This is a genomic window from Kushneria sinocarnis (genome assembly GCF_003633775.1).
GTDB classification, from domain to species: Bacteria; Pseudomonadota; Gammaproteobacteria; order Pseudomonadales; family Halomonadaceae; genus Kushneria; species Kushneria sinocarnis.
The window spans coordinates 232,776-258,930 of sequence record NZ_RBIN01000006.1 but is presented as its reverse complement, the minus strand read 5'-3'; the positions used below and the strand labels follow the sequence as shown (position 1 = coordinate 258,930).

Here is a 26,155-nt window from a genome sequence, read left to right as displayed (position 1 = left end):
GGCTGGAATCATGGAAAGAGTATGCACTCTATGGCGAGCGTGTCACGGCGCTGGCACAAGCGACCCAGCATAGCATTGACACTGCCTGATGCAGAGTATCGTCCGATGCTCTCTTCCGGAAGCCGTGGCCGGGCTGACCGAAAAAGGGCGACCCGAGGGTCGCCCTGTCATGAAGAAGACCACGGCGGGTGCGCCATTCGTTATTCGTGGGCGGCTGCCGGATCGGCCTCGCTGGCATTCTGCTGTTCGCGATGGGCGGTATAGAAGGGCGCCCGAGAGGGGGGCAGCGGTTTGCGGCCGCGCACCCGGTCGGCGATCTTCTCCGCCATCATGATGGTGGTGGCGTTGAGATTACCGGTCACGATGACCGGCATCAGTGAGGCGTCGATCACTCTCAGGCCTGCCATGCCGTGGACCCGGCCCTGGCCGTCGACTACCGTCTCCGGGCCTTCGCCCATGCGGCAGCTGCCACAGGGGTGATAGGCAGTCTCCGCTTCATTGCGGACAAACTCGTCGAGCTGCTCGTCGCTCTGCACTTCGGGGCCCGGCGAGATCTCGCGCCTGCGGTACGGATCCATCGCCGGCTGCTCCATGATCCGTCGGGTAATGCGAATGGCATCACGGAATTCCTGCCAGTCGCGCTCCTCGCTCATGTAGTTGAACAGGATGCTGGGCGCCTCATCGGGATCGCGCGAGCGGATGCGGATGCGACCGCGGCTCTTGGAGCGCATTGAGCCGACGTGTGCCTGAAAGCCGTGTGCCTGAACGGCGCTCTTGCCATTGTAGCTGATGGCACAGGGCAGGAAGTGATACTGCAGGTTCGGCCAGGTCTCGCCCTCACCGGTGCGGATGAAACCGCCTGCCTCGAACTGGTTGCTGGCACCGATTCCCTTGCCCTGGAAGAGCCATTCGGCGCCGATCTGCGGCTGGTTGTACCATTTCAGCGCCGAGTACAGCGTGATCGGCTGCTTGCACTCATACTGGATGTACATCTCCAGATGATCCTGCAGATTGCGGCCGACCGCGGGCAGCTCGTGCACCACCCCGACACCGGCTTCCTGCAGCCAGTCGGGATCGCCCACCCCGGAGCGCTGCAGGATCGCCGGCGAGGCGACGGCACCGGCGCACAGCAGGACCTCGCGACGCGCCCGCACCTCCCGCGCTTCGCCCTTGCGTGAATAGGCCACACCGACGGCGTGCCTGCCCTCGAACAGGATGCGATCGGTCATGGCATGGGTTTCGATGGTCAGGGTGTCACGTTCGCGTGCCATGTCCAGATAGCCACGGGCGGTGGAGGCGCGCCGGCCGTGGGGTGTGGTGGTGCGATCCATCGGCCCGAAGCCTTCCTGCTTGTAGCCGTTGAGATCGTCGGTGGCGCCGTAACCCGCCTGGACCCCGGCCTCGATGAAGGCGCGGTAGAGCGGGTTGTTGCCCGGTTTGGGCGTCGCCACGCTGACCGGCCCGTGATCACCGTGATAGTCGTTGCCCCCGATGTCGCGACTTTCGGCCTTGCGGTAATAGGGCAGGCAGTCGGCATAATGCCAGTCCTCCAGCCCGGGCAGCTCGGCCCAGCCTTCCAGATCCATGGCATTGCCGCGGATATAGGCCATGCCGTTGATCAGTGACGAACCGCCCAGTCCCTTGCCACGACCGCACTCCATGCGACGGTTGTTCATGTGCGGTTCGGGATCGGTTTCGAACGCCCAGTTGTAGCGCTTGCCCTGCAGCGGATAGGCCAGCGCTGCCGGCATCTGGGTACGGAAATCGAAGCGGTAGTCGGGACCGCCGGCTTCCAGCAGCAGTACGCTGACGCCTTCGTCCTCGGTCAGGCGGGCGGCCAGCACATTGCCGGCCGAGCCTGCACCGATGATCACGTAATCGTATTCATGGATCTGAGCCATGGGCCCTCCTGGCTTTACTGTCGGCCATCGGCTTGGCCGCTGTTCATTCGGGAGAGGGGATGCCATCGCTGATGGCATCCATAACGCCCCGGCAGAGGCGTCTCAGAAGGCGGATTCGAACGGTCCCATCTCGATCTGGACCGATTTCACCTGGGTGTAGTGATCCAGCGTCAGCATGCCGTTCTCGCGGCCCACGCCGGAGTGCTTGTAGCCACCCACCGGCATCTCGGCCGGCGAGTCGCCCCAGGTATTGACCCAGCAGATGCCGGCCTCGAGCTGATGCACCACGCGGTGGGCGCGATTGAGTCCCTCGGTGAAGATGCCGGCGGCCAGCCCGTACTCGGTATCATTGGCGCGACGAATGACTTCCTGCTCGTCATCGAAGGCGAGCACCGCCATCACCGGCCCGAAGATCTCCTCGCGCACGATGCGCATGTCGTCGCTGCAGTCGGTGAAGATGGTCGGTGCCACGAAGGCCCCCTTGCCGAAGTCGCCCTCGCTCATGCGCGAGCCCCCGATCAGCAGCCGGGCATTCTCCTGCTTGCCGATCTCCAGATACTCGGTGACCTTCTCGAGATGTTCGAAACTCACCAGCGGACCAAAGTTGGTGGCCATGTCCAGGGGGTCGCCGGCGCGCACGCGTTCGACCCGCTCGAGCAGTCTGGCCTCGAATTCGGCCTTTACCGAGCGCTCGACGAAGACCCGGGTGCCGTTGGTGCAGACCTGACCGGAAGAGTAGAAGTTGGCCATCATGGCACCGTCGGCGGCACGATCGAGATCGGCATCGGCGAACACGAGCAGCGGTGACTTGCCGCCCAGCTCCATGGTGACATCCTTGAGCGACGACGAGGCCGCAGCGCTCATTACCTTCTTGCCGGTGCCGGCCTCACCGGTGAAGGAGATCTTGTCGATTCCCTCATGCTCGGTGAGCATGGCGCCGACGCTGCCGTCACCATGCACGACATTGAACACGCCATCGGGCAGGCCGGCCTCGCTGAGAATCTCGGCCAGCAGCATGGTAGTCAGTGGCGTCACTTCGCTGGGCTTGAACACCACGGCGTTGCCGGTGGCCAGCGCCGGGGCGGACTTCCAGCAGGCGATCTGGATGGGATAGTTCCATGCCCCGATGGCGCCGCACACGCCCAGCGGCTCGCGGCGGGTATAGACGAAGGAGTCCGTGCGCAGCGGGATCTGTTCGCCTTCGACCGACATGGCCAGTCCGGCATAGTATTCGAGCACATCGGCGCCGGTGACGATGTCGACCACGGTGGTTTCGCTCAGCGGCTTGCCGGTGTCGAGGGTTTCCACGCGTGCGAGCTCGTCATTGCGCTCGCGCAGCAGGGCGACGGCCCGGTTGAGAATGCGCGAGCGTTCCATTGCGGTCATGGCCGCCCATGCCTGCTGCCCCTCTCGAGCAGCTTCTACGGCCCGATCGACATCGGCCCGGGCGGCCTGCTGGATTTCGGCCAGCACGCTGCCATCCCAGGGATTGATGGAGTTGAAGGTCTTGCCGGAGGTGGCGTCCACGCGCTTGCCGCCGATGAACAGTTGCTGACGATCGAATTCGGCCATGGCGAGTCTCCTCTTCAAAGGGTATGAAACAGTATGTCGAGACGCCGGGACGTTCTCGTGCTCAGGGCGCCGTGGTGTTGGCCAGCTGCTCTTCCACGTATTCATGGCCCAGCGTCACGGCACGAGTGATATTGATGCCTTCCGGCGCCAGGGCGCCGCGCAGCCACAGGCCATCGATCAGCGCGGCCAGGCCGCTGGCGGCACTCCGGGCCTGCTCATGGTCGAGATGGCGTCGGAACTGGTAGCAGATGTTGGAGTGCAGGCGCCGGTCATTGACATGCTGCAAGCGCTGCAGCGAGGGCTTGTGCATGCTGGTGGCCCAGAAGGCCAGCCAGGTCTTCATGACCGACTGGCTGACCTGACTGCGATCGAAATTACCCTCGACGATGGCCCGCAGATGACCCCGCGCGGTGTCCTGTTCGAGGATGGCCTGGCGCTGTCGAACCGATTCACCGAGATCTCCCAGGATACGGCGCATGGTTGCTTCCAGCAGGCCATCCTTGCCACCGAAGTAATGGCTGATGATACCGGTGGAAACGCCGGCCTTGCGGGCAATCACGGCGACCGTGGTATCGGCCAGTCCCACTTCGTCGATGGCGGTCATGGTGGCCTGGATCAGCTGCTGCCTGCGTATCGGCTCCATTCCGAGCTTTGGCACGCGTCTCTCCTCGAGTTTCGACGCTCGTAATGTATCGCTGCATTGTAGCGTTTTTTATTGAATGGTCAATCAATAAAAAATGGTGTTATGTTTACCAGAGTACGATAATTGGTGATGATAATCATCGTGTTTCGGTCACTGTCGACAAGCGAGGTGCTGCAGTGGCCATTTGTCCAACAATACAAGGAAATGAGCGATGAAAGGGCAGGTCAGAGCAGCCGGAACAGGGGTGGGCAGAGTGGTGGCAGCACTGGTGCTGGCGGGAAGTGCCACCATGGCGACAACCGCCCGCGCGGAGGTGCCGCAGTCCTGTCAGACCGTTCGCTTCGCCGAGGTCGGCTGGACCGATATCACCGCTACCACGGCGCTGGCGCGCACCGTGTTCGAGGCACTGGGATACGCTACCCGTGCGGAAACGGTATCGGTGCCGGTGGCCTATTCGGCACTCAAGAGCGGCGATCTGGATGTCTTTCTGGGCAACTGGATGCCATCCATGGCCTCCATCAGTGACCCCTATATCGACAAGGGGCAGGTCGATCGGCTGACCGCCAATCTGAAGGGCGCCAAGTACACCCTGGCGGTGCCGCAGTATGTCATCGATGCCGGTGTTACCTCGGTTGCGGAGCTCGATGCGAATCGTGACCGTTTCGATGAACGGATCTATGGCATTGAAGCCGGCAATGATGGCAATCAGATCATCCAGCAGATGATCGATAAGGATTTCGACGGCCTCGGGGACTGGAAACTGGTGGCATCCAGTGAGGCCGGCATGCTCTCCCAGGTGCGTACTGCCGTTCGTAACAGGGAGTGGATCGTTTTTCTCGGCTGGGCGCCGCATCCCATGAATACCCGGTTCGAGATCGGCTATCTCAGCGGAGCGGATGACTATTTCGGTCCCAACTTCGGGGGCGCCACGGTCTATACCAATACCCGCGGCGGCTATGTCAACGAGTGTGCCAATGCCGGTCGGCTGCTCGAGCAGATGACCTTTACCCTGCCCATGGAGAACGAGCTGATGGGCGCGATCATGAACGAGGATCGTGAGCCGATGGCGGCTGCACGGGAGTGGCTGGCAGCTCATCCGGGAACACTCGAAGGCTGGCTGCAGGGGGTGACTACCGTGACGGGGCAGCCGGGTGCTGACGCAGTCGCTGCCGCACTGGAATAAATTAAGCGTCTCCTGGCGAAGCGTGCCGGCTTCGCCGGGTTGCGTGGTTGAAGACGGGTTGACGTGTCTTTTTCTGTGCGTATACTACGCCGCGTGTTCAGGGCATTCCCCGATAGCTCAGTTGGTAGAGCAAATGACTGTTAATCATTGGGTCGCAGGTTCGAGTCCTGCTCGGGGAGCCAACTCCTGCCTCTGAACCGACAATCCGGATATTCCCCGATAGCTCAGCTGGTAGAGCAAATGACTGTTAATCATTGGGTCGCAGGTTCGAGTCCTGCTCGGGGAGCCAGATCCGGTCGTCGGTTACCGTTTTAAGCACTGTCGCAGCCGCGTTTCCGGTCCGGAAAAGGCCATTATTTCATTTGAAACGGCCTGCCTGTCTCTTTTGCGTCCCATTGCTGCCTGATGTGCTCAAGGGTGCCTTCTCCCCGCATTGACAGATTCGGACTGCTTTGCTAAAAGAATATGGCTTCTCCCGCCTTTATTCAGGCGTTTATCCCTGTCCGGAATCATTGGCATTTCGGGCGGTATGGGCATGCTCTGCCCATGTATCAACATGGTTCGTCTCTTTCCTGCTATTTCAGTGTTCTGTGTGACATTGATGAACAAGACATGAGTGTCACGCTCGATCAGCTGGAAAGTTCCGACTGTTTCAACCTTCTGGCAAGCGATTGCATCGATTCGGCGACGCCATGTTGCGGATGCCGTATCGCATGGCCGAACGCATCGGATGGCTCAAAAGGAATAACATGGCACGCAATGGTACTTTGTCCATCAAGGAAAAATGGACACTGGACAGTCAGCTGGGGGAAATGTTGCGCGGGCTGGATGATCGGCCCGATTCCGATGAAGCACTCCTTCAGGCACTCAATCGACTATTGTCCGACTATGAGATGAGTGTTGCGGATACCGTTGAGCTGCTGAACTGGATACGTCGGGAGTCTGACGCGGCCTGACGCACCTCGGCGACACCGGTAGCGGCTGCAGCTGCTGTCGAGCAGTCCGGCCTGACGGTTGCCGGTATGCATTGAGTGATAAAACGGCCATGCCCTTTCGGGCATGGCCGTTTTCGTACCCCCATGACAGCGCTCTCGGTCGAGGCTCAGGAGCCGCTGTCCTGCAGCTGCTGCGCATAGTCGAGCACGATATTGGCGCTCTCTCGCAGCTGTGCCTGATCGATGGGGGTCTGATCATCCTCGCCGTCGCGGGCATCCGCCCAGCTGTCGATCGGCTCCTGTCCCAGTGCCTTGCGGCGCTGATTCTCCAGTGACAGCTGTTCGGATTCCTGGGCTTCCATCTCCCGCTTGCGCTGATGGATGTTGAGACTGACGCTGTTGTTCTGTTCGCGCAGCTTGTGGGCCAGTTCCGCTTCGCGCTCGAGGTAGTGGAAGTTGGGGTCCTGACTGGTGCGCTGCTGGTGCGCCTGACGCAGCGGCGGCAGATAGCGATCGGGATTGCCGTACTGCCGATAGCTGACCGGTCGTACCGTATCCCAGGGCAGGGCATTGGGCAGGGCGCTTTCACCAATTTCGTCCGGGTCGACCAGGCTGGGATAGCTGATATCCGGCTTGACGCCGTGCAGCTGGGTACTGGCACCGGTGATCCGGTAGAACTTGGCGCGGGTCAGCTTGAGCTCGCCGTGATCCAGATCATCGAGGGTCTGGACCGTGCCCTTGCCGAAGGTCTGATTGCCGAGGACAAGACCGCGGCCGTAATCCTGGATGGCCCCGGCAAAGATCTCCGAAGCCGAAGCCGACAGGCGATCGACCAGTACCGCCAGCGGTCCCTGGTAGGCAACGCCCCGATCGGTATCGCCCAGCAGGCTGATTCGGCCCTGGGCATCGCGAACCTGCACGGTGGGGCCTCGATCGATGAACAGGCCGATCATCGAATTCGCTTCCTGCAGGGCGCCACCGCCATTGCCACGCAGATCCAGTACGATGCCTTCAACATTCTTCTGCTTGAGCTGGTCGATCAGCTGGTGCACATCCCGGGTCGTGCTGCGGTAGTCCTTCCTGCCCTGCTTCTCGGCCTTGAAGTCCACATAGAACATCGGCACCTTGATGACGCCAATACGGTGCCTCTCGCCATCACGGGTGATGTCGATGACCTGACTGCTGGCCGCCTGATCCTCGAGCTTGACGGTATCCCGCGTGATCCTGACGATCCTGGTCTGAGTGGTATCCACTGCCTTGGCCGGGATGATTTCCAGCCGTACGGTAGAGTCCTTGGGACCGCGAATCAGATCGACGACTTCGTCCAGCCGCATGCCAACCACGCTGGTCATGTCTCCGCTTTCACCCTGACCGACAGCGACGATGCGATCGGCAGGCTTGAGCAGTCCGCTTTTCTCGGCCGGGCCGCCCGGGACCAGGCTGGAAATCTTGACGTACTCGCCATCCTGCTGAAGCAGGGCGCCGATGCCCTCCAGCGAGAGCTTCATCTGGATGTCGAAGGATTCGCTGCGACTGGGTGAAAAATACTCGGTATGCGGGTCGATGGCACTGCCGGCTGCATTGAGAATGACACTGAGCACATCTTCGCTGTTGGTCTGACGTACCCGGTCAAGCTGATTGGAATAACGCTTTTCGAGCTGACTGATGATGGCCTGGTCGTCCATCATTCGCAGGCTGTCTTCGCTCTTGCCGCTCTCCGATTCATCATCGTGCTGCTCCGGATCATCGCTCTGACGCGGATTGCCGGGGATCTCCGGTTCGGGGGTCTCGCCCGGCTGGCGGGTATCGCTGTCTTCGGGAGAGCCGGAAAGGGCCAGCTGCAGTGCAGCGTTCTTCAGCCGCTTGTGCCAGAGCTCATCGAGCCGGGACGGGGAAGACGCCCATTCGCGATCCTCATCATCGGTGGCCAGCCGATCATGACCTTCGAAGTCGAAGTGCTCGGTATGCTCAAGCTGGTCGAGCAGCCACTGCAGGCGATTCTCGATACGCTTCTGATAAAGATTGTAAAACTCATACAGCCGATCGAGATTGCCGTTCTCGAGGGCCTCGCTGAAGTTGCTGCCGAGATCCGAATACTGCCTGACATCCGATTTCAGCAGGTAGGCATGCTGGGGATCGATCATCTTCAGCATGCGTTGCCAGGCCGTTTCGGACCACTGCTGATCCAGACTGACATCTTCATAGTGGCTGTAACGCAGTGACTGGGCGACTTCCTGCGCGGTCTGTTCACCGTTATCGGTAGGGACAATCCTGTCCTGCTCGGCCGCCAGGGTGGGCAGGGCCATCACGACACACAGGGCAAACACCACCGCCTGTCGCACCATAGCAAACGGGCTCATCAATGAGGCTCTCCCGGTTTCATGTAAACTGACACCTGATGAATCAGGTACTTCCGATTTTTCGACCGCATCGGCCATGCTTTATGAGGGATGGGTAACGTACCAGCCTGACATACAAGATCCCGATTGTAGCAGGCCGACGGCGGCATCCACGACAAGCGTTGACAGGGAAAAGCATGTTTCAGTCTCCAAGCAACGAGCGATTGCTGCGCTTTCTCGAGCAATCGCCGACTGCCTGGCACGCCACGGCCAGCATGAGCGAGCGACTCGAAGCGGCCGGTTTCGAGCGTCTCGAGGAAACCGATCACTGGGTACTGCGTCCCGGTGGGCGCTACTACTGCACGCGCAACGACTCGGCACTGATCGCTTTTCAGCTGCCCGAAGCGGCGCCGCTGGCGCTGCGCATCATCGGCGCTCATACCGACAGCCCCATGCTGCGCATCAAGCGGGAAGGCGTGGTGCAGGGTCGTGACTGGCTGCAGCTGGGCATCGAGGTCTACGGGGGTGCACTGCTGGCCCCCTGGTTCGATCGCGATCTGGGCATTGCCGGCCGGGTACATGTGCGCACGCGGGAGGGGCGGCTGGCATCCCGGCTGCTGAACATGGACCGGGCGGTTGCCGTTATTCCCAGCCTGGCCATTCATCTGGACCGCGAAGCCAACCAGGGGCGCGCGATCAATGCCCAGACCCAGATGGCACCGATCCTGCGTCAGACCACGGATAAGGAAACTCCGCCATCGCTGGAAGAGCTGGTCGGCCAGTGGCTGCGCCACCAGCAGGAGGCCGATGACTTCGAAAGCGTGGTCGATTTCGAGCTGGGCTTTTATGACGTGCAGCCCCCGGCGCAGACGGGGCTGGAGGGCGAGCTGCTCAGCAGCGCACGGCTGGACAATCTGCTCTCCTGTTTCTGCGGTCTTGAGGCGCTGATCGCCAGTGACCATCGTCAGGGGGCACTGCTGATTGTCAATGATCACGAAGAGATCGGCAGTGGCACTGCCAGTGGCGCCCAGGGAACCTTCCTCGGTGATGTGCTGGGGCGGCTGGCCGAATACGATGCCGGTCATGACGGCCCCTTCGAGGAGCACCGGGTGCGGCTGATCCAGCGGTCACGTCTGATTTCCTGTGACAATGCCCATGCCCGCCACCCCGCCTGGCCGGACAAGCATGATGCCCAGCACGCACCACAGCTCAATGGTGGTCCGGTAATCAAGGTCAACAGCAGCCAGCGCTACGCGACCAACAGTGCCACCGGGGCGCTGTTCCGGGATATCTGTCGCCAGGTGGATGTGCCGGTACAGACCTTTGTCAGCCGCGCCGACATGCCATGCGGCAGCACCATCGGGCCTTTGACCGCCACCACCACCGGCCTGCCGACGCTGGATATCGGACTGGCGCAGTGGGCCATGCATTCGATTCGTGAAACCAGTGGCGCAGCAGATCCGGGCTACCTGATCCGGGCGCTGACGGCCTTCTGCAACCGTGAGCACCTCGATTGATGCTGCGACATGAAGGTTGAAACTGCAGCATGAAAAAGGCCCCGGCATCATGGATGCCGGGGCCTTCTGCGTTTCGAGAGGCAAGGAAAAAGCCCGGAGCCGAGTGTTTACGGGCTTCCGGGCTTGATCGGAGTCTTTCGGACTCTTCAATCTGGTGGCTACGCCCGCCATCGAACAATGCCCGCCTTTCAACCGGTCCGCCCCGGAATTGCCGACTCATGTACACGGCCGTATACAAGCAAATCAGCGCTGCATCAGCTTCTCGCTGTATGCATAGATGTCTGATAGGCGGAAATATACAGGTGCGCTCCGAGCAGTGCCATCCTTCACGCCCTTCGGGAAGTCCGGGTCGGTCGCGCGCAGCTCGTCAAACTTCTTCAGACTCCGCCCGAGGATCCGGGCAGCTTCTCCCTTCCTGATCTGAACATATCGTGGGTCATGTTTCTCTGCGGTGCCCATGCTTCGTCTCCTTCATCCTCCGCGCAGCCGTTTGCGTTGCTGCCGTTCCCATTCCCGACCTTCCTCGATCCTGCGCTGGCGGTGCGCTTCGACCGCTTCCTGCACGCCGGGCGTCTGCCAGAGCCGCCTCAATCTGTCCCACTGTCGATCCCGCTGGCGGCGCATCATCGGTAATAGCTCTCGGAGCTCGAGCGGCTCGCCATCCTCGCCGACAAGCCCAGTGCCATCGCAATTCGCACAGGGCCCGGTGCTGAACATGCCGGCCCACTCGCCCGATCCGTTGCAGACCGGGCAGGGCGCGGTGACCGGCTCCTGCCAGTGCAATGCCTTACTCTTCATCATCCAGCTGCGTCGCCATCGATGATCTGGCTGGCAATATTGGTAAAGGCCTGCTGTATGGCCGGCTTGTCGAGCCATACAGACAGGTGCTCGATCTCGGTGCGCTTTGGCATTTCGTTCTCCCTGCATAGCCTGTTATTGCCCCGCGCCGGTAAAAGGGCCCGGCCGGTTGACCGGGCAACGCAGGGAACTACCCCGTTGGGGCTGACGCGCCATCACGAACGCATCGGTAGTGGAGACCGGGCGCCCCAGGCGTCCTGCACACTTGGTTGAAAACTGGCGTCGGCCCCCACTCCGATGAGCTCGCATGAGTCCATCGGGCTGCTCTGTCGGCCACGGCGCAGCAACCGTGCATGTGGGGCACTGAGAACCCCTGCCTTGACGTTTACTCACCGGCGCGCGCTCGCCCGAAAGGTTGGCGGGGTCATCGCTGACGCGGCGGCATTGCGAACGCCCACGCTTACGCATCGTCTTGCTGTCTCAGCTGGCGGCGGGCCATCAGGCACGAGGCCTCGCCGAGGCGCATCCCGTCCGGCGTGATTCCGGCTCTCGCTTCGAGTGCGTACGAGGCGGCACTGATCAGCTGATGTGCGTGTCGACGCTCGACTTCGTTGAAGCACTGGAGTGCCGTCTCCGCCTGGCGGTGAAAACCCGTGGCATCGATCACGGTCATGTGGCTGCTGTCGATCAGCATCCGGGCGAGCTGGGCGCCCCGGGCCGCGGTCTGGTGGTCGATGTTCATGCCGCCACCTGCGTGGTCTGGGCGGGACGCTCGACCATGGCGAGCTGTCCACGGATTGATGTAAGACGCCAACCGTACCGCTCGGCTATAGCCGACAGAGCGCTAACTAGCGTCTGGTGATGCAACCTTTTTCTTCCGTATGGCGTCAGGATCACGGTGTCGGTCGGGTAGTTGCGCATGCTCATTCCTCCACCGCGATTAGGTAACTGGATGCCAGAAAGCTCCGGCAACTCACCACTTCGCAGGTGACGCGCTTCGCGTTACGCTTGCTGTTCCCCAACAACGCGCGCAGCGGCGAGAGACGATGTACAACCCGTTTCGTTCTCTGAAAATCGATGAGTGGTACAAAGCCATGCTCGCGCTCAGCACCATCTTTCTGTTGATCTCTCTGACTGTTCCCCTCCAAGCGATCAGCCATGACGCAGTTAACGCTGTCCAGCTGATCTCGTTGGCAGGTGTTTTGATCAGCCTCGGAGAGTGGATTAACCATCCTTTGCAGACTATCGTCGGTGAACACATGGGCCGTATGTGGCATGGGGAAGGACACCTTCGCCGCAATAGCCCCGCTGGATTGGCGTTCGATCTGATCGGCGCCTGTGTGCTGGTGGTCGGCCTTTTCAAAATGCTGTTTTAGGGCTGTCATGCCGCCACCTGCTGGCCAGTCACATGCATGTTCCGCTGGCGCTGTCCGGCTTCTCGCTCACAGCTTCGAGCCAGTTCCCGCTGACGCTTTTGGTGCGCGGCCTGTGCCTTTTCGTGAGCATGCCCGATCAGAATTATCCCGATGACCAGCGCCGAGCCGATGGCGTAAGCAATAAGCGGGCTCATACTTGCACTCCCTGGCGCATGTCATAGAACGCCTGCACTGCGCTGTTCGAGTTTCCGTTCCGGCGATGCCACGCCTCGAACGTTGCAAACATGTCGTAATCGATGTCATTCATGTCCGTGCTATCGACGCTGTGACCTTCGTTCGTCTTCAGGATCAGGCGCATGGCGCCGGAGCGGGTTTCGTACTGGTCGATATGCATCACGCGGTCTCCTTGTTCGAGCGAACCGAGCGAACCAGTTCGTGGCGAGTCGGGCGCGGCTGGCGGACCCGGTAGATGTGCTGCTGTCCGGCCACCACTGTGGTGAGCATGAGCATCAGGCAGAGCGGGGCGATCCAGCCGCGGCGCATGCCCTTCACGATGGCGTCAGCGGCGCGAGCGGCGTTGAGCCGGTAGTAGATGGCCTCGGCGGTGCTCTTCACGGTGGCCGGGCTGATGCCGCGCTCCCGGGCGATCTCTTTCTGGGTCATGCCCTTGGCCAGGCCGGCCAGCACCATCGCCTGCTTGGCGGTGGGCCAGCTCGACCCGCGGCCGCCGACGCGGCAGCGGAAGCCGGCGAACTCGATGGTTTGCGGTTGCGGTGTGTGTTCCATGAGTGGTTCCCCATCCGTGTTGCGATCCGATGGGGTAAAGTAAAGCAACGCTTTCTCTATGAGTCAAGCGTAGCTTTACTTATTGGGCGAGCAGGCACAAAAACCCGCCTCGCGGGCGGGTTCGGTGGTGCGTCAACTGTGTGGCAGGAGAGGATCAGCCGAGCCGGTGTTTTAGCTTGCGCTGGAGATCGGTGACGTTATCCAGGCTGTGCACCATATCGTTGGCGGCATTCATCAATCGCGCACCGTCGACCTTGGGGAGGCTGAAGAAGTCGGAGCAGACCACGAAAGAGTCGAAGTCCTGGTGATGGTGGAGCAGGTGCTGCATCACGATGGTGGAGATCCTGGCCCTATCCGGACTGTTGACGCCAAACAGGTAGAGCGGCCTCCGCTCTGCCCGGATGTAGAAGTCGACGGGATAAAGCTCGGCATCCTCGACCCCCGGCACGACGTAGTCTTCGATGACGTCTTGTGCCCCTACGGCATCGTGGAGAATGCCCCTCAGGTCGTCGCGGAAGGTCGATTCCACCCTGGTGCGCGACCAGAGGCCGAGATCTTCGATGCGGGAAGCACTCTGGCCTAGAGAGAAGAGCCCCCTCAACAGTCCGTCGGTAGGTACCTCCAGAGACAACTCGCCATCATCTTCCTGTATACCTGACTCGCCGATGATCTGCTGGAAGAGCTCGCCACGCGGGCCTGACAGCAAACTGTTCAAGTCGTTCTCGTAGCTGAGGCGCATGAGGGTAGAGCCCATATCGGAGATCCGCCAGCCGCCATCGCCTCGCGACAGGTACACCGTGTGTCGGTCACCGTCTCGCGCCACCAGCGGCAAGGAGACGCGAATGGAATCCTTGCGCGCAGAGACGCTCACGTCCTCACAGAACGCGGAGCAAAGCTGCTTCCTCAAGGCTTCCGTTTCAATCGTCATTGCTGCTGTCGTCTCCCCACATGTCGTCGTGCACTTCCGAGAGAGGCCGTGCGCGGGTCGGGAATTCTATGTGGCAGTCCTCGCAGAGAGCAAGGAGGGCGCCATCGAGGTCTTCGTAGCGGTCAGTCGTCTCGGCATAGTGCTCAGCCTTCCGCCCCGCTGCCATGTAGCGCTGCGTCGCCCAGTGGATATGGCACTGATTATAGATCTTCCCCTTACCGTCCAGGGGGTTCTCGTGCTCGTGGTCACTCCCGTTATAGCGGCATAGCGTGACGTCCTTGTGCTTGCCGTCAGGATGGCAGTACTTGAGGCCGCAGGAGAAGTGTTCCTCGATACGGGAGTTCTGGCGGAGGTAGAGCACAAACTCCTTCCCACAAGTCGACTGCACCTTGTGGTTCTTCTGCTTCGAGCCCCGCTGCTGCTTCCAGCGCGCGCGTGGGTTGGTCACGATCTTGTGCGTGCCGAGCAGTGCGCGGATGTCGTCGTCGGTCAGGATGGGCTGGCTCACAACGCCTCCTTGCCTTATAGCCTGGTCTTCGCCTCCACGGCCACGCCGAGGATCCGGCAGTTGCCGTTGATGGGGATCAGCGGGTAGGCCGGGTTCAGCGCGCGCAGGTAGCGCCTCCCGCCGTCCTCGATCAGCTGCTTGAACGTCGCCTCGTTGCTGTCGTCCAGTTGGGCGGCGACCAGCTTGCCCGGCACGGCCTCGATGCCGGTGTCGAATAGCACCAGGGTGCCCTCTGGGATGCTGGGGCGGCTGCCTGCCGGCGCCGTCATCGAGTCGCCCTGCACCTCGAGCCAGAAGGCGCGGCCCTGGGCGCGGTAGTCGGTGGCCTCCTCGTGGGGCTCTGCGCCGGGCTCATAGGGCGTGACGCACTCCGTCCAGGCGCCGGCCTGTACGCGGCTGATTACCGGGTAACGGTGGTAGCGGATCGGCTGAGGCGCTTCCTGGACATTGCCGGCCTCGCGAACGGTGTCGCCCACCTTGGGACTGGCGCGGTAGGTATCCCCTACTTGCGGCCCGCTTGTCGTTACCTCGCCCACCCTTGGCTGATGATAGAACCAGTCAAGGGTTAGGCCGGCAAGCCTTGCCAGCACCGCCAGGTTGGCAGACGACACCTTGCCTGACCGGGACCATTGCCCTACCGCCTGAGGCGACACGCCGGCCTCCTCGCCGATCTTCGCCTGAGTGTATCCGTTCTCCTTGGCGAGCCTGATCGCCTCCTTCACGCGTGCCTTGAAAACCTCAACGTCTTGCACGGCGTTCGCCTCTGTTAAGCATTGCTTTAATTCTCGCAGGGGTAGGCAGTGCCTGGAAAGCAAGCTATGCTTTCGCAATGGTAAAGCTACGCTTTAGGTTGCGACATGATTGAGAAAGCGATCGACCACTTCCATGGGTCTCGCTCTGCACTTTGCAAAGCCATCGGCATGACCCCGCAGTTCTTGTCTCAAGTCTGTACCGGCAAGCGGCCTCTTCCGCCGCGTTATGCCGTTCTCATTGAAGAGGTCACAGGGGGAGAGGTGACGGCGGCTGATCTGCTGCCTGATGTCTTTTCCCCTCGCTCTACCCCAAAGCTTACCCCCGGCCGGGATACGCCGACGACCGCCTGACCGGGGTGGATAGCCATACAGGACAAGGACAGGGGGACGAGATGACCGCCGCATTGACGCTGCCGAGCTACGGGAATAGCTCACGCACCGACCTGATCCTCGAGGTGGCCAGCCTTGGCCTTGCCGTCGAGGGCGCACTGCATGACCTGGGGCCGGCCGGTGAAGCCCGCGCCCGGGCACAGTTTCATCACGCCATGGCCACGCTGCTGGCGCTGGTGGAAGCCGAACAGGAAGACGACGAGGCCCGGGAGCGGGTCGTCGAGCACTGGAGCCACCACGCGCAGCTGGTCGAGGCCTATCAAGCCGAGCTGGTGGAGCTCGGGGGAGGGGAGTGATGAGCGAACTGAGCTACGAAAACGAGCAACGTGCCGCCGATGTGCTGACGCACTACCTGAAGGAGAGTGTGCAGCTGGGCAATGAAGATGCGGGTGAGGAGGGGGCAAGAGCCGCCCGCAATATCCGGGCGGCCTTCGAGGCGCTCGAGGCTAGTACTGCTCCTCCTCGAGAGAGCGGTAGTACGCCGCAAGGTCCTTGTGGAGATCAATGAGATTTTTTGCGACCGACTTCCCACCCCCGTTTCCCATCAAGTTTGCGGGAACGAAGTCGGTGCTCCTCAGAACCTCTAGGACGGCCTCGTGTGCCGCTTCGTTGGCACGGTCAGCAAGTGACATATCAGCCATGGGTACCTCTGGTTCGGTGTGTGGAAGCTCCAGCCTAGCGGACCCCGCTGTATTAGCGAAGTGGCACACCAGGCCGTCTTTTTATCAAAGGAGAGTGCGCGTTGAGCGTTGAAGCCACCAGCTGGGCCCTGCAGCAGCAGGCCGTCACCGATCCCGGTGCGAGGTCGGTGCTGTTCGGCCTGGCCAACCATGCTAACCACGAAGGCCGCCACGCCTTCCCGAGTGTCGACCTGCTGCGCCGCTACACCGGCCTGGGCCGTCGCACAGTGATCACCAAGCTCAAGCTGCTGCAGGAGAAGGGGCTCGTTCGCCGCGGTAACCAGAAAGTGGCTGCGGCAATCATCGAGCGTGCCGATCGTCGGCCGACCGTTTACGACCTGGCCCTGGGCACGGGGCTGGAGCCGATCGATCTGGGTGACGAGCAGACCCCGGATCAGCCTCAACAACAGGGTGCAGGAAATGCACCCCGTGATAATGAACGGGATGCATCAGATGCACCCCGTTATCACAACGGGGTGCAAATGACGACCGAACGGGGTGCGAGAGTTGCACCCGAACCGTCCGGAACCGTCCCTTACTCTCACTCTGACGCAAGCGCACCCGATGCTGATCAATCCGATTCCGATGGCATCTTCGACCGAGCCCGCCAGTTCGACGACAACGGCGATCGGCTGACGGCCGGATCCCGCCAGTTCCGGATGACCCTCGACTGGCAGCCTGAGCAGGCACTCTGGCAAGCCGAATGCCAGCGCCGCGGTCTGCCCGCCGACACCGAATACAGCGCATCCGAGCTGGCGGACTTCACTGCCCATCACGCCGACACCGGTCGCCGCTACGGCAATCACGCCTGGACCTCGAAGTTTGTCCGCTGGGTGCAGGAAAACCGCAAGCGTGAAGCCGCACGCCAGAAGCCAGCCAACAATCAGACCTCCGGAGGCAGCCATGCACCTCGCAGCCAACGTCCTCGCCAGTATCAATCCGCAGCAGAGGCGCGCCGCGCAGCCGAGTCAGGCGGCCAACGAGTCGGCGACACGTTCGACGGGGACTGGGCGCCGGGTCGCGGCTGAGGACATGGACCACCTGTTCGACGCAATGCGCTCGATGTTCGGCAACCGGTTTGCCAGCCAGTGGGGCGCATATGACGAGGGCGGCGTGTGGCTCGGTGAGCTGACCCACCTGACACCGGGATTGCTGGAACTGGGTATCGGCAAGCTGCGGGCAAGAGTGCGGGATGCCGCCCGGGCCGGCGATGAAGCATGGCCGCCGCAGCCGTTGGAATTTGCCGCGCTCTGCGAACCGACCGCCGAGGATCTGGGAATGCCGAGCGTTGACCGGGCCTGGCGGGAAGCCAACGGCCATGCCCATGACCCCGAAGGACACCGCTGGTCGCATCCGGCGGTCCGCATGGCCGGGCAGTCAATCGGCTGGATCGAGATCCATGGCACGACAGCCGCCAGCCGCCGCGAGCGCCTCGAAAAGCGTTTCGCCCGGGAGTATCAGGCGCTGGTCAATCGCGTCATGGCGGGCGAACAGCTGGAGGCCCGCGGGTTGCTGGAGAACGACAACGATCGGTCACCGGCGGAACTGGCCAAGCGCGCCGGCGAGGATCGGGCGGCAGCAGCCGCCAGTGAGTACGGGCACCGCATGACAGGCGAGCAGGGCATCAGGTCGCTGCGCGCCGCACTGGGGGGACGATAACCATGGCAACACCAATCGGAACGCCCAGCGGGGCGGAGACCAAAAGGGCCGCTTTCGACGCTCACCGGCGTTCGGGCGGCATCAACCGGCAGCAGCTGCGTGTGATGAAGGCGCTGGCCAGCTGCCGGGAGGGTGCTCTGACTCGCCAGCAGCTGTCCGCGCGGATCCCGATGCCGCTGACTTCGGTATGCGGGCGGGTGCGTGAGTTGCTTGATACCGGGCATCTGGAGTTGGGAGAGCAGGAGCGTCGGAAGGATGGCCCGGCGCGGTCGCGGGTGCAGCTGACGAATGCCGGGTATGACGCACTGGAGCTGATGCTCGAAGCGCAGGAGGAGTCATGAGAGTCACGTCGATGGTTCGTGAAGGTCGCACATACTTCTACGCCAATGGCGGGCGCATCTTTGCCAGCCAGATCGCTGCCGAGTATGGCGTTGGCGAGCAGCGCGCTCGGGATCTACTGCACGCGATGGACGGCCAGGGCGAGATTCGCAGCCCGATGCGCTGGTACCGGGAGAACGTGATGCAGGCGCAGATGCGGAGGGCGGGCGTATGAATCCGTTGAAGATGCTTCGGGGCTGGCGCACTGGCGGTCAGGTGCTCGGGCACGATTGCGATGGCAAGCCTTTGAGGGCGGGGGACATTGTAGAGCCTGCCTTGCCGGACGATGAGGTCGTCCCGGAGTTCCGATGCCGGATGACAGTTGAGCGCATCAGCCAAGCCGATGCAGGAAAAATCATCGTTTCGACACCTGATGGCTTGCTTGGGAAAGGGTGGCCGCGCTACCTGCGCAAAATCGAAGGCGATAGCGATGATGCGGGCAGCTGGCAGGCGATTGGGGAGCAAACCGGCTGGCAGCCGAGAGCAGTCGAAGCTCCGGAGGAGGTAGGCGCATGAGGCAACGTCGCACGTCACGCATGCCGAGCCGCATCTGTTTGCATTGTGGCCGATCACTCCCGGTCACCTCATTCGACGGCTCGGCATGCACCTGCCGCCAGTGCGTTACCAGTGGGCTGGAAAGCATCAGTCGCTTTGATGAGCGCAACCGGTACCGAACCAGCTACAGAAAGACAGCGGCACGGCGCGGGAGGTATTCATGAGCACCGCACATCTCAAGGGCGGGCCGTTGAGTAGGCGTGCAGCAGTCATGTGCGCCCACGCCAATTTCCGTCTTTATCTCGATCAGGCTAAGCGCTACCGGTATCGGATTGAAAGCCATGCGCTACCGGACGGGACTCATGATGAGAATGATGCGGCAGAGTTCATTCGCACCGCGTGCGGCGTAACCAGTCGGGCCGAGCTCGATCACGATCGGGAGGCGGCCATGATGTTTGAACGCATCGTCGATGATTACCGCGCATGGCAACGTCGGCAGGCAGCAATGGCGAGGGGCGCATGAGTACTGCATTTCGCAAACCGGCACGCCGGAAGCCGGTCGATCATGAAGGCAGCGAACAGAAGGCGCTGATCAGCTGGCTCCGCGGTGAGTATCTCCGAAAGAGTCAGGTCGGTCAGGCATGGCCAGCCACCTATCACGTTCCCAACGGTGGCCACCGGCACAAGGCCACAGCTGGCGGTCTCAAGGCGCAGGGGGTGAAGGCCGGCGTCTCGGATCTGGTGGTGGCTGTACCGCGTGGTGGATGGCATGGGCTCTATATCGAGTTCAAGGCGACACCGCCGCGCCATGCCGGACTGCAGGATTCTCAGCACGAATGGCTGGCGGGTGTGGAGTCGCACGGGTATTGCGCCGTGCTGGCGCGAGGCCTCGAGGAAGCGCGGGCGGTGCTGCGCGAGTACATGGCACTTCCACCCACTGAAGTCACGATGCCGCCCGAGCAGCTGGCGGCCGGCACCGACTGGAGGCGTTGATGCGATTACCGCCGAGCGTACAACAGATTGCGGATGTGATCGGCAGCGACAAGGCTCTCTGGCTGGTGCGTCAGTTGCCGCCATGCGGTAAGCGTGCCCGCCGGCGCAACCTCTATATACCCCGGCCCGCACGGCTGACGATCAACCACCGGCTGGTAGCTCTGCTGGGGTGGAGTGATGCCTGGGCACTGTGCGAGGTGCTGGGCGGCCAAACCGTGCAGCCGGCCCTCTGCCGTTACATGGAGCGCGCCATGGCCAGCCGGCGGATTCTGGCACTGCGCGATCTGGGTATGTCTCCTCGCGAGATCGCCAGCGAGATGGGGATCTCCGATCGGTGGGCGGAGTCGGTTGTGGATGCCCGGGATATGCATCGCAGCGGCGTGGATGTCGAGATCATCGCGCACTCGGTGAAAATCAGCCCGCTCACCCTGGGCTACATCCTCGACATCGACGTTGACCCCGGGTCTGGACCGATCAAACCCCGCGGGCAGGCGCGGCAGCCGTCTCCGCAATTCGATCTCGGTATTTGATCCACTGCCAGCGGTGCCGGGGATGGCGGCTGGGCAGACTGGCAACAGCAAACATCGAGTCGAGTTGCCATGTCTTCCGCGATTCTCCACGAGGGCGCTCGCGTCGCCCCGGTTCCCGTTGGCTGGGCTGCCATGCTGTCCGCGTCACCCAGTACGCAGCTCACTGTCCTGGCAGGGCTGCTGACCTGTTCCTACCTCATTCTGCAGGGCGTGATGATTCTGCGTCGCATGCGCGCGGATAAGCGTCGACTGGAAATGGATGTGGCTGAGCATGAAAAACGGATGCAGGTAATCGAGGGGCGCAGGGAGCGGGAGCGATGATTCCACCCATTCTCAAGCGACTTGGTCTGCCTGTGGCCGGTACTGCCATCGGGATTGCGGGTGCCACGGTTGGGCACTTCGAAGGCACCAAAAATGAAGCCTACCGGGATCCAGTCGGCATCCCGACGATCTGCACGGGCCATACCGGCCCGAGTGTGCATATGGGGCAAACGAAGACGGACGCCGAATGTCGGGAGTTGCTCGAGGGCGATCTATCGGAGGCCTTCAAGGCACTGAAGCGGAATGTTAATCCCGATGTGCTGGCTGGCATGCCGGATACCCGCAAGGCGGCACTGGCCTCGTTCATCTACAACGTCGGTGCCGGTGCGTTCCGGCGCTCAACGCTGTTGGAGAAGCTGAATCGGGGAAATGTAGCTGGTGCATGCCATGAGCTGGATCGCTGGGTGATGGCGGGTGGCCAGCAGCTTCCCGGACTGGTCCGCCGGCGTGCTGCCGAGCGGGCGTTGTGTCTGATGGGGCTACAAAAGGATGACCGCCGATGATGGGCATCATGAGGTGGGTCGCGGGGCTGATGCCGCTCAAGGCGTGGCTGGGCATTGGCAGCGTGGCATTGCTCGGTGCTGTCGGTTGGTGGGGGATCAGCACTATCACCAGCCAAGCCGACACCATCGGGCAGCAGAGTGCCCAACTGCAGGCCAGGACGCAGCGCATCGAATCGCTGACCCATCGGCTGGATCAGCAGCGGCGGGAACACCAGCGGGAGATCAAGGCGCGTGATGCGGCAGTGACTGCCCAGCGCCAGCAGGCGCAAGAGGCGCAGAAACGGGCCAATGAGCTCGACGAGCGAATCGATCAGGCAAGGGGGCGGGATGGTGACGTGGATGCGTGCATGGGCATGCAGCTGCCTGCTGCTGTCGCTGACAGCCTGCGCCAGTGAGCCGCAGGTGCTGCGCGTGCGGGAGCCGGTGCTGCCGCCCGATGCCTATCTCCAGCCGTGCCCCATCTCGTTGGGCAACGGCACCATACAGGGCGCGCTCACCGGCCTGCACGCCACCATTGAATGTGATCGGGCCGACAAGGCCGCGCTGCGCGCGTGGTCCGAGCGTCAGGCCGGCACAAAAAAGGTACTCCCGGCAGGGGGCTAGCCTGCGGGTAGACCGGCCTCGCGGAAATTGATGTGAGCGAGCGGTTTCGAATCCGGTTGATTGTTGTTGTTTCGGCAGTGAGGGCAGATGGCGTTCAAAGGCAAGGGCAGGGCGGTCAACCGCGATGAGCTGGCCGAGGTCTTTGGCGTCTCGCTCAACACCGTCACCAGCTGGATCCGTAGTGGTTGCCCGTTTGAACAGCAGGGGCGGCAGGGCAAGCCCTGGCGTTTCAATACCCGCGACGTATCCGAGTGGCTGCGCGAGCAGGCGCGTGCGGATGCGGCCAGCGCTGACACCCTCGACGAAAACCTGCTCAAGCTGCGCAAGCTCGCCGCTGAGGCCGAGCAGGCGGAGTTCGATCTGGCCGTGGCTCGTGGCAAGGTCGCGCCGATCGAGGAGTTCGAACGCGCCCGGGCGCTGGAGAACGCTACGGTGCGTGCCAACGTCATGAATGTCAGTGACCGGGTGGTGACCCAGCTACTCGGTGAAACCGACGAGGGCCGGTTCAAGGAGATACTGCGGGCGGAGTTGATCGCAGCATTGGAAACCTCGGCAGACGCGGAAATCGATCTCGAGGAAGAAGCGGACGATGACGACGCAGATGGCTGAGCCCGTTCAGTTCTCGAATACCAGTGGCGTGCTGCGGGCGCTCAAGCGAGCGTCGCAGCACCTGGTGCCACCGGCGCCACTGAAACCGAGCGCATGGGCTGAGCAGAATGTACGAATCCCGTCCGGCAATGCCATTCCCGGTCCCATCCGGTTCGATAATGCCCCTTATCAGCGTGAGCCCATGGACATGGCCACGCGCCCGGGCTGTTATCGCATCAGTCTGATGTGGGGGGCTCAGGTGGGCAAGACCTCGCTGGCTCTCTGCCTGCAGGGTTACGCCATCGCGCACGAGCCGCGCAGCCAGATGATGATGCAGCCCAGTCAGGGCGATCTCACCACATGGCTTGAGACCAAGTTCAATCCCATGATCGACGCCAACCCCCTGCTGCAAGGGCTGCTGGCCAAGCCGCGCAGCCACGAGGGCGTCAACAACCAGCGCATGAAGTCCTACCCGGGCGGCTTCATGATGTTCGCCTGGGCGGGCTCGACCAAGACCATGCGTGGTCGTTCGGCACCGTGGATTGTCGCCGATGAAATCGACGGCTACAGCGGTACCGATGAAGGGGATGAGGTACAGCTGCTCTGGCAGCGTGCGGCCACCTTCGGTGATCAGCGCCTGCTGCTCGAGATCAGTACGCCTACCATCAAGAGTGCCAGCCGTATCGAGTCGTCGTTCGAGCAGGGCGATCAGCGACATTTTTTCGTGGCCTGTCCGCACTGCGATCAGCACCAGACACTGCGCTGGGAAAACGTGATCTGGGACAAGGACGAGGATGGTACCCATCATCCCGAGACCGCGGCCTATGCCTGTGGCCATTGCGGCGCGCTCTGGTCGGATGGCGAGCGTATCGTGGCCATTCGGACCGCCGAACAGGTCGGTGCCGGGTGGAAGGCGTCAAAGCCCTTCCGGGGCCACGCCAGCTATCATCTCAACGAGCTCTATTCATGCTTCCGCCGGCTGCGAGACATCGTCCAGTCATTCCTCGACAAGAAGGCCAGCAACGACCTGCAGTCATTCGTGAACGTATCGCTGGCCCAGACATGGGAGGAGCAGGGCGAGAAGGCTGATGCTCATGCGTTGATGGAGCGCGCCGAATCGTATCGGGCACCGGTACCAGCGAATGGTGTGGTGCTGACGGCCGGTATCGATATGCAGCAGGATCGCCTCGAAATCGAAACGGTGGCCTGGGGCATCGGGGAGGAGTCTTGGTCGATCGACTATACCGTGTTGTGGGGCGATACCCTGCAGGAAGATGTCTGGCAGGAGCTTGATGATTATCTGGCAACGACCTGGACGCACGAAAGCGGTGCCCAGTTGGGCATTGTGGCCTCATGTCTCGATACCGGTGGTACCTCCGGCTACACCCAGCGCGCCTACGAATACGCCCGGGGCAAGACTGGCCGGCGTCTGTTCGCGGTCAAGGGCGTGGGCGGTTGGGATCGGCCGGTGGTTACGGCTCCCTCACGCAAGAAAACCGGCAAGGGGCAGCGCAAGGTGGATCTGTTCTCGGTCGGCGTGGACGAGGCCAAGTTGACGATCATGCGCCGGCTGGCCATCGAGGAAGCCGGCCCCGGCTACTGTCATGTGCCGGCCGATCGTGAGCCCGAATGGTTCCATCAGCTGACGGCCGAGAAGCTGCTCACCAAATACGTGAAGGGGGCCCCGCGGCGTGAATGGCACCAGACACGGCCGCGTAATGAGGCGCTCGACTGTCGCGTCTACGCGTATGCTGCCCTCAAGATCGCCGATCCGAAGATCAAGCGGCATGCCCGGCGGCTGAGCGAGAAAGTCGAAGAAACATCGGCCGAAACCGAGAGTGCGCCACCTCCGACTGCGTCTGAGCAGAGAGTGGATCAGGAGGCACCTCGCCCAAAGGCAAGGCGCCGATTAAATGCGCGCCGGCGTCGAAACCGCAGCTGGATCAACGGCTGGTGATTTATGTCAGATGCGCCACCGTCCGTTCCGCTGAGCACAATGTGCTCCGCAACTCCTGCAGTACATGCTGGTGCTGGTGTGTTTCTTGATTTCGTCAAGGTTATGACGTAGTGCCTTCGCCTCCTTCTGAGCGCCACAGATGTCGCGTACCAGCACTGCTTGGTCATCTCGGGGAGCGGCGTTCAGCTGACCCAGCAGTGCCGATTCTGTGACTTGGTTTTTATAGGAATTTATATTTTATATCGCTAACGTAAATTGAGTGAGAAGAGACAAGCTTTGTCAAAGCTTTTGTTTCAGAGATTGCTTTAGATACGATTGTTTCTTTTTTTGAATTTTTCGTATGGTGGCTTAGAGTTTCTTTAAATTTATCCATATAGTCGTCAGAAAAACAGAAAGTTTGGGTGTCAAATGGCTCAATGATATGCTCTACAACATGATTGGGGGTCTTGAGCAAGTTTTTTGATATTTTTTTTCTGAACAGCGCTAGGTGGAAATAGGTCTTTTTTATAGTGCTCAGGCTTCGATTTTTTATGCGAATCGCAATAGGGGAGGATGGAGGGCATCGCTTGGCTATCCCGTCTCTGTCAATGGAGGCCTCTAGCTTTTGGCCATATAGAAGAGTTGTTAGTGCCAGAAAAGTCGCGGTAATAACTAAAAGTGTAATAATTATTTTCCTCAAAATACTTCTCCTCTTTGAGTGCAAAGTTTTTGGGGTATATGTATTCCGATAACGTTTGCGATTAATTAGATAAAGTAATCATGGAATATCAGCGTGACCACCAAGAAACGTCGATCAATTCATGAGTGCAGTGGCTTCGGTAGTATTAATAAATGTTAAAATTATGTATAAGGTGAGACTTGATGCCCGGGTCTAAATTTTTGGGCAGCCGGGAAATTCCCAGCTGCCGTACTGTTCTGGGGTTGTTATTTTATAGAGATATTTCTGAGGTTTCTTTCTATCTTGATGAAGATTGAAAGAAATACAATTAACAAGAATCCGGCAAAAGATCCTGAAGCAATATATAGGTTGGTGGCTGCATTTGCTTGAGCTTGACGATGTTCAAGTCGTTCTTGAGCTAGCCGATCATCTTCCTCATTTAGTTGGTTTTTAAATTCTTCATGATAAGCACCTAAAGCTTCATTGAGTACTTTAATAGAATCCCCTTTTTTAGCTTTTTCGATTATTTTGTCGTCGCTTAATATGCTCCCAGAATAATTTGACAAGCCTTTTGCATAAGCAGTAGTAAGTCGAGAATTAAAGCTTTCAGCTCTTTGTTTAGTAACTCTGATCACGTTTTGGCGGCTAACAGAATTCGGCGTCGATGTTGAGTTGATAAAGCTTGTTATGTTGTCTGCTGTTTCTTCATAGTAATTTTGGTTGGGATCAGAGGAAGGGTTGTTTTCCTGTTTTTTTGAGTTGACAGAAGATTGTCGGGGTGAGTTGCTGTTTTTTTGAATGATTTCTTTTTTGAGTTCTTCTTTGTCGATTTCAGGAGTAAAATCTTTGGCGTCAGGAGGGCCGCTAAAACCCTGTAGTGAACTAACGGCAAAGAATAAAGAGCTTACAAGGAGTATTCCTGAAACAATAACGACGAATATCCTTAAAATCCCTAAATAGATATTTTCAAGTTTTTGAATCATATCGAATTCACAAGCCTGTAAGATTGATTTTAGCTTGTTTAGCTTAAGAGAATCTGGTGAGCTATGCTCACAAGGATAAGCAAGATTTTTGCCCTCTTTTCAGACTTTAAAGCTGATGATGTTTGAGATTTTGTGTTGAGTTGAACCGCTGCCAGCGGTGCCCATAACCCACCCGCGTA

General features: G+C 60.7%; 35 protein-coding genes and 2 tRNA genes. 22 read left to right on the top strand and 15 right to left on the bottom strand.

What is annotated here, in order from left to right:
- Positions 1–200 precede the first annotated feature (200 nt).
- The 3 genes from betA to betI all read right to left on the bottom strand — a co-directional run bounded on the left by betA (position 201) and on the right by betI (position 4,131).
- Positions 201–1,901 carry a choline dehydrogenase gene (gene betA / locus C7446_RS11650; RefSeq protein WP_121173267.1) on the bottom strand — a complete coding sequence of 567 codons (1,701 nt, stop codon included), beginning with the start codon at positions 1,899–1,901 and terminating at the stop codon, positions 201–203.
- Between the two features lie 102 nt (positions 1,902–2,003).
- Complete coding sequence (gene betB, locus C7446_RS11645) at positions 2,004–3,473, bottom strand: betaine-aldehyde dehydrogenase (RefSeq protein ID WP_121173266.1); 1,470 nt, start codon at positions 3,471–3,473, stop codon at positions 2,004–2,006.
- A gap of 61 nt (positions 3,474–3,534) precedes the next feature.
- Positions 3,535–4,131, bottom strand: coding sequence for a transcriptional regulator BetI (gene betI / locus C7446_RS11640; RefSeq protein ID WP_211327946.1), 597 nt, complete (start codon positions 4,129–4,131; stop codon positions 3,535–3,537).
- Between the two features lie 196 nt (positions 4,132–4,327).
- Between betI and C7446_RS11635 the strand changes: the two genes are divergently transcribed.
- From C7446_RS11635 to C7446_RS11620, 4 genes are all read left to right on the top strand, one after another.
- On the top strand, positions 4,328–5,299 hold the full coding sequence (locus C7446_RS11635; RefSeq protein WP_425454111.1) for a choline ABC transporter substrate-binding protein: 972 nt from the start codon (positions 4,328–4,330) through the stop codon (positions 5,297–5,299).
- A gap of 106 nt (positions 5,300–5,405) precedes the next feature.
- Positions 5,406–5,481 (top strand) — tRNA-Asn (locus tag C7446_RS11630).
- A 31-nt stretch (positions 5,482–5,512) separates the two neighbouring features.
- A tRNA-Asn gene (locus tag C7446_RS11625) sits at positions 5,513–5,588 on the top strand.
- 424 nt (positions 5,589–6,012) lie between these two features.
- On the top strand, positions 6,013–6,255 hold the full coding sequence (locus C7446_RS11620) for a hypothetical protein (RefSeq protein WP_147408764.1): 243 nt from the start codon (positions 6,013–6,015) through the stop codon (positions 6,253–6,255).
- Between the two features lie 146 nt (positions 6,256–6,401).
- Here the strand turns inward: C7446_RS11620 and C7446_RS11615 are convergent, their stop codons facing one another.
- On the bottom strand, positions 6,402–8,594 hold the full coding sequence (locus C7446_RS11615) for a carboxy terminal-processing peptidase (RefSeq protein ID WP_121173263.1): 2,193 nt from the start codon (positions 8,592–8,594) through the stop codon (positions 6,402–6,404).
- Between the two features lie 176 nt (positions 8,595–8,770).
- On the opposite strand from C7446_RS11615, the gene C7446_RS11610 reads away from it, so the two are divergent.
- The gene (locus C7446_RS11610) at positions 8,771–10,090 is read left to right on the top strand and encodes a M18 family aminopeptidase (RefSeq protein ID WP_121173262.1); all 1,320 of its coding nucleotides are present in this window, start codon (positions 8,771–8,773) and stop codon (positions 10,088–10,090) included.
- A gap of 243 nt (positions 10,091–10,333) precedes the next feature.
- Here the strand turns inward: C7446_RS11610 and C7446_RS11605 are convergent, their stop codons facing one another.
- The 10 genes from C7446_RS11605 to C7446_RS11555 all read right to left on the bottom strand — a co-directional run bounded on the left by C7446_RS11605 (position 10,334) and on the right by C7446_RS11555 (position 15,238).
- Positions 10,334–10,549, bottom strand: a complete 216-nt coding sequence (locus C7446_RS11605; protein ID WP_121173261.1) for a hypothetical protein — start codon at positions 10,547–10,549, stop codon at positions 10,334–10,336.
- Positions 10,550–10,561: 12 nt separating this feature from the next.
- The gene (locus tag C7446_RS11600) at positions 10,562–10,888 is read right to left on the bottom strand and encodes a hypothetical protein (RefSeq protein WP_121173260.1); all 327 of its coding nucleotides are present in this window, start codon (positions 10,886–10,888) and stop codon (positions 10,562–10,564) included.
- Positions 10,889–11,348: 460 nt separating this feature from the next.
- A complete protein-coding gene (locus C7446_RS11595; protein WP_121173259.1) occupies positions 11,349–11,630 on the bottom strand; it encodes a hypothetical protein in 282 nt (93 codons plus the stop codon).
- Positions 11,631–11,811: 181 nt separating this feature from the next.
- Positions 11,812–12,273: a hypothetical protein gene (locus tag C7446_RS16345; RefSeq protein WP_147408762.1), complete on the bottom strand. Its 462-nt coding sequence runs from the start codon at positions 12,271–12,273 to the stop codon at positions 11,812–11,814.
- Positions 12,270–12,458, bottom strand: a complete 189-nt coding sequence (locus C7446_RS11580; protein ID WP_121173256.1) for a hypothetical protein — start codon at positions 12,456–12,458, stop codon at positions 12,270–12,272. The genes C7446_RS16345 and C7446_RS11580 overlap by 4 nt, the downstream gene beginning before the upstream one ends.
- Positions 12,455–12,658 carry a hypothetical protein gene (locus C7446_RS11575; RefSeq protein ID WP_121173255.1) on the bottom strand — a complete coding sequence of 68 codons (204 nt, stop codon included), beginning with the start codon at positions 12,656–12,658 and terminating at the stop codon, positions 12,455–12,457. The genes C7446_RS11580 and C7446_RS11575 overlap by 4 nt, the downstream gene beginning before the upstream one ends.
- Positions 12,658–13,050, bottom strand: coding sequence for a response regulator transcription factor (locus C7446_RS11570; RefSeq protein ID WP_121173254.1), 393 nt, complete (start codon positions 13,048–13,050; stop codon positions 12,658–12,660). The genes C7446_RS11575 and C7446_RS11570 overlap by 1 nt, the downstream gene beginning before the upstream one ends.
- Before the next feature lie 154 nt (positions 13,051–13,204).
- A complete protein-coding gene (locus tag C7446_RS11565) occupies positions 13,205–13,978 on the bottom strand; it encodes a DUF1828 domain-containing protein (RefSeq protein ID WP_121173253.1) in 774 nt (257 codons plus the stop codon).
- On the bottom strand, positions 13,968–14,486 hold the full coding sequence (locus C7446_RS11560; RefSeq protein WP_211327945.1) for a DUF6978 family protein: 519 nt from the start codon (positions 14,484–14,486) through the stop codon (positions 13,968–13,970). The genes C7446_RS11565 and C7446_RS11560 overlap by 11 nt, the downstream gene beginning before the upstream one ends.
- A 14-nt stretch (positions 14,487–14,500) precedes the next feature.
- Complete coding sequence (locus C7446_RS11555) at positions 14,501–15,238, bottom strand: LexA family protein (protein WP_121173252.1); 738 nt, start codon at positions 15,236–15,238, stop codon at positions 14,501–14,503.
- Between the two features lie 105 nt (positions 15,239–15,343).
- On the opposite strand from C7446_RS11555, the gene C7446_RS16915 reads away from it, so the two are divergent.
- From C7446_RS16915 to C7446_RS11470, 17 genes are all read left to right on the top strand, one after another.
- Positions 15,344–15,589 carry a transcriptional regulator gene (locus tag C7446_RS16915; RefSeq protein ID WP_121173251.1) on the top strand — a complete coding sequence of 82 codons (246 nt, stop codon included), beginning with the start codon at positions 15,344–15,346 and terminating at the stop codon, positions 15,587–15,589.
- A gap of 41 nt (positions 15,590–15,630) precedes the next feature.
- Positions 15,631–15,924 carry a hypothetical protein gene (locus C7446_RS11545; protein WP_121173250.1) on the top strand — a complete coding sequence of 98 codons (294 nt, stop codon included), beginning with the start codon at positions 15,631–15,633 and terminating at the stop codon, positions 15,922–15,924.
- Positions 15,924–16,136, top strand: a complete 213-nt coding sequence (locus C7446_RS16340) for a hypothetical protein (protein WP_147408761.1) — start codon at positions 15,924–15,926, stop codon at positions 16,134–16,136. Before C7446_RS11545 ends, C7446_RS16340 begins: the two co-directional genes overlap by 1 nt.
- 234 nt (positions 16,137–16,370) lie before the next feature.
- Complete coding sequence (locus C7446_RS11535) at positions 16,371–17,336, top strand: DnaT-like ssDNA-binding domain-containing protein (RefSeq protein WP_170150068.1); 966 nt, start codon at positions 16,371–16,373, stop codon at positions 17,334–17,336.
- A 4-nt stretch (positions 17,337–17,340) separates the two neighbouring features.
- A complete protein-coding gene (locus tag C7446_RS11530; protein WP_121173247.1) occupies positions 17,341–17,967 on the top strand; it encodes a replication protein P in 627 nt (208 codons plus the stop codon).
- A 2-nt stretch (positions 17,968–17,969) separates the two neighbouring features.
- Positions 17,970–18,308, top strand: coding sequence for a hypothetical protein (locus C7446_RS11525; protein WP_121173246.1), 339 nt, complete (start codon positions 17,970–17,972; stop codon positions 18,306–18,308).
- Positions 18,305–18,520, top strand: a complete 216-nt coding sequence (locus C7446_RS11520) for a hypothetical protein (protein WP_121173245.1) — start codon at positions 18,305–18,307, stop codon at positions 18,518–18,520. The genes C7446_RS11525 and C7446_RS11520 overlap by 4 nt, the downstream gene beginning before the upstream one ends.
- Complete coding sequence (locus C7446_RS11515) at positions 18,517–18,861, top strand: hypothetical protein (protein WP_121173244.1); 345 nt, start codon at positions 18,517–18,519, stop codon at positions 18,859–18,861. Before C7446_RS11520 ends, C7446_RS11515 begins: the two co-directional genes overlap by 4 nt.
- A 199-nt stretch (positions 18,862–19,060) precedes the next feature.
- Positions 19,061–19,363, top strand: coding sequence for a hypothetical protein (locus C7446_RS11510; protein WP_121173243.1), 303 nt, complete (start codon positions 19,061–19,063; stop codon positions 19,361–19,363).
- A complete protein-coding gene (locus C7446_RS11505; protein WP_121173242.1) occupies positions 19,360–19,833 on the top strand; it encodes a VRR-NUC domain-containing protein in 474 nt (157 codons plus the stop codon). Before C7446_RS11510 ends, C7446_RS11505 begins: the two co-directional genes overlap by 4 nt.
- Positions 19,833–20,363: a hypothetical protein gene (locus C7446_RS11500; RefSeq protein WP_121173241.1), complete on the top strand. Its 531-nt coding sequence runs from the start codon at positions 19,833–19,835 to the stop codon at positions 20,361–20,363. Before C7446_RS11505 ends, C7446_RS11500 begins: the two co-directional genes overlap by 1 nt.
- A gap of 69 nt (positions 20,364–20,432) precedes the next feature.
- Positions 20,433–20,684: a hypothetical protein gene (locus C7446_RS11495; RefSeq protein WP_121173240.1), complete on the top strand. Its 252-nt coding sequence runs from the start codon at positions 20,433–20,435 to the stop codon at positions 20,682–20,684.
- On the top strand, positions 20,681–21,187 hold the full coding sequence (locus tag C7446_RS11490) for a lysozyme (protein WP_121173239.1): 507 nt from the start codon (positions 20,681–20,683) through the stop codon (positions 21,185–21,187). Before C7446_RS11495 ends, C7446_RS11490 begins: the two co-directional genes overlap by 4 nt.
- Positions 21,188–21,195: 8 nt before the next feature.
- A complete protein-coding gene (locus tag C7446_RS11485) occupies positions 21,196–21,582 on the top strand; it encodes a hypothetical protein (RefSeq protein ID WP_147408760.1) in 387 nt (128 codons plus the stop codon).
- A complete protein-coding gene (locus C7446_RS11480) occupies positions 21,527–21,790 on the top strand; it encodes an Rz1-like lysis system protein LysC (protein ID WP_147408759.1) in 264 nt (87 codons plus the stop codon). The genes C7446_RS11485 and C7446_RS11480 overlap by 56 nt, the downstream gene beginning before the upstream one ends.
- A gap of 87 nt (positions 21,791–21,877) precedes the next feature.
- A complete protein-coding gene (locus tag C7446_RS11475) occupies positions 21,878–22,399 on the top strand; it encodes a helix-turn-helix domain-containing protein (RefSeq protein ID WP_121173236.1) in 522 nt (173 codons plus the stop codon).
- Complete coding sequence (locus tag C7446_RS11470; RefSeq protein WP_121173333.1) at positions 22,392–24,335, top strand: phage terminase large subunit family protein; 1,944 nt, start codon at positions 22,392–22,394, stop codon at positions 24,333–24,335. The genes C7446_RS11475 and C7446_RS11470 overlap by 8 nt, the downstream gene beginning before the upstream one ends.
- A 924-nt stretch (positions 24,336–25,259) precedes the next feature.
- Here C7446_RS11470 and C7446_RS16335 read toward each other — a convergent pair.
- Positions 25,260–25,976: a hypothetical protein gene (locus C7446_RS16335; RefSeq protein ID WP_147408758.1), complete on the bottom strand. Its 717-nt coding sequence runs from the start codon at positions 25,974–25,976 to the stop codon at positions 25,260–25,262.
- Positions 25,977–26,155 lie beyond the last annotated feature (179 nt).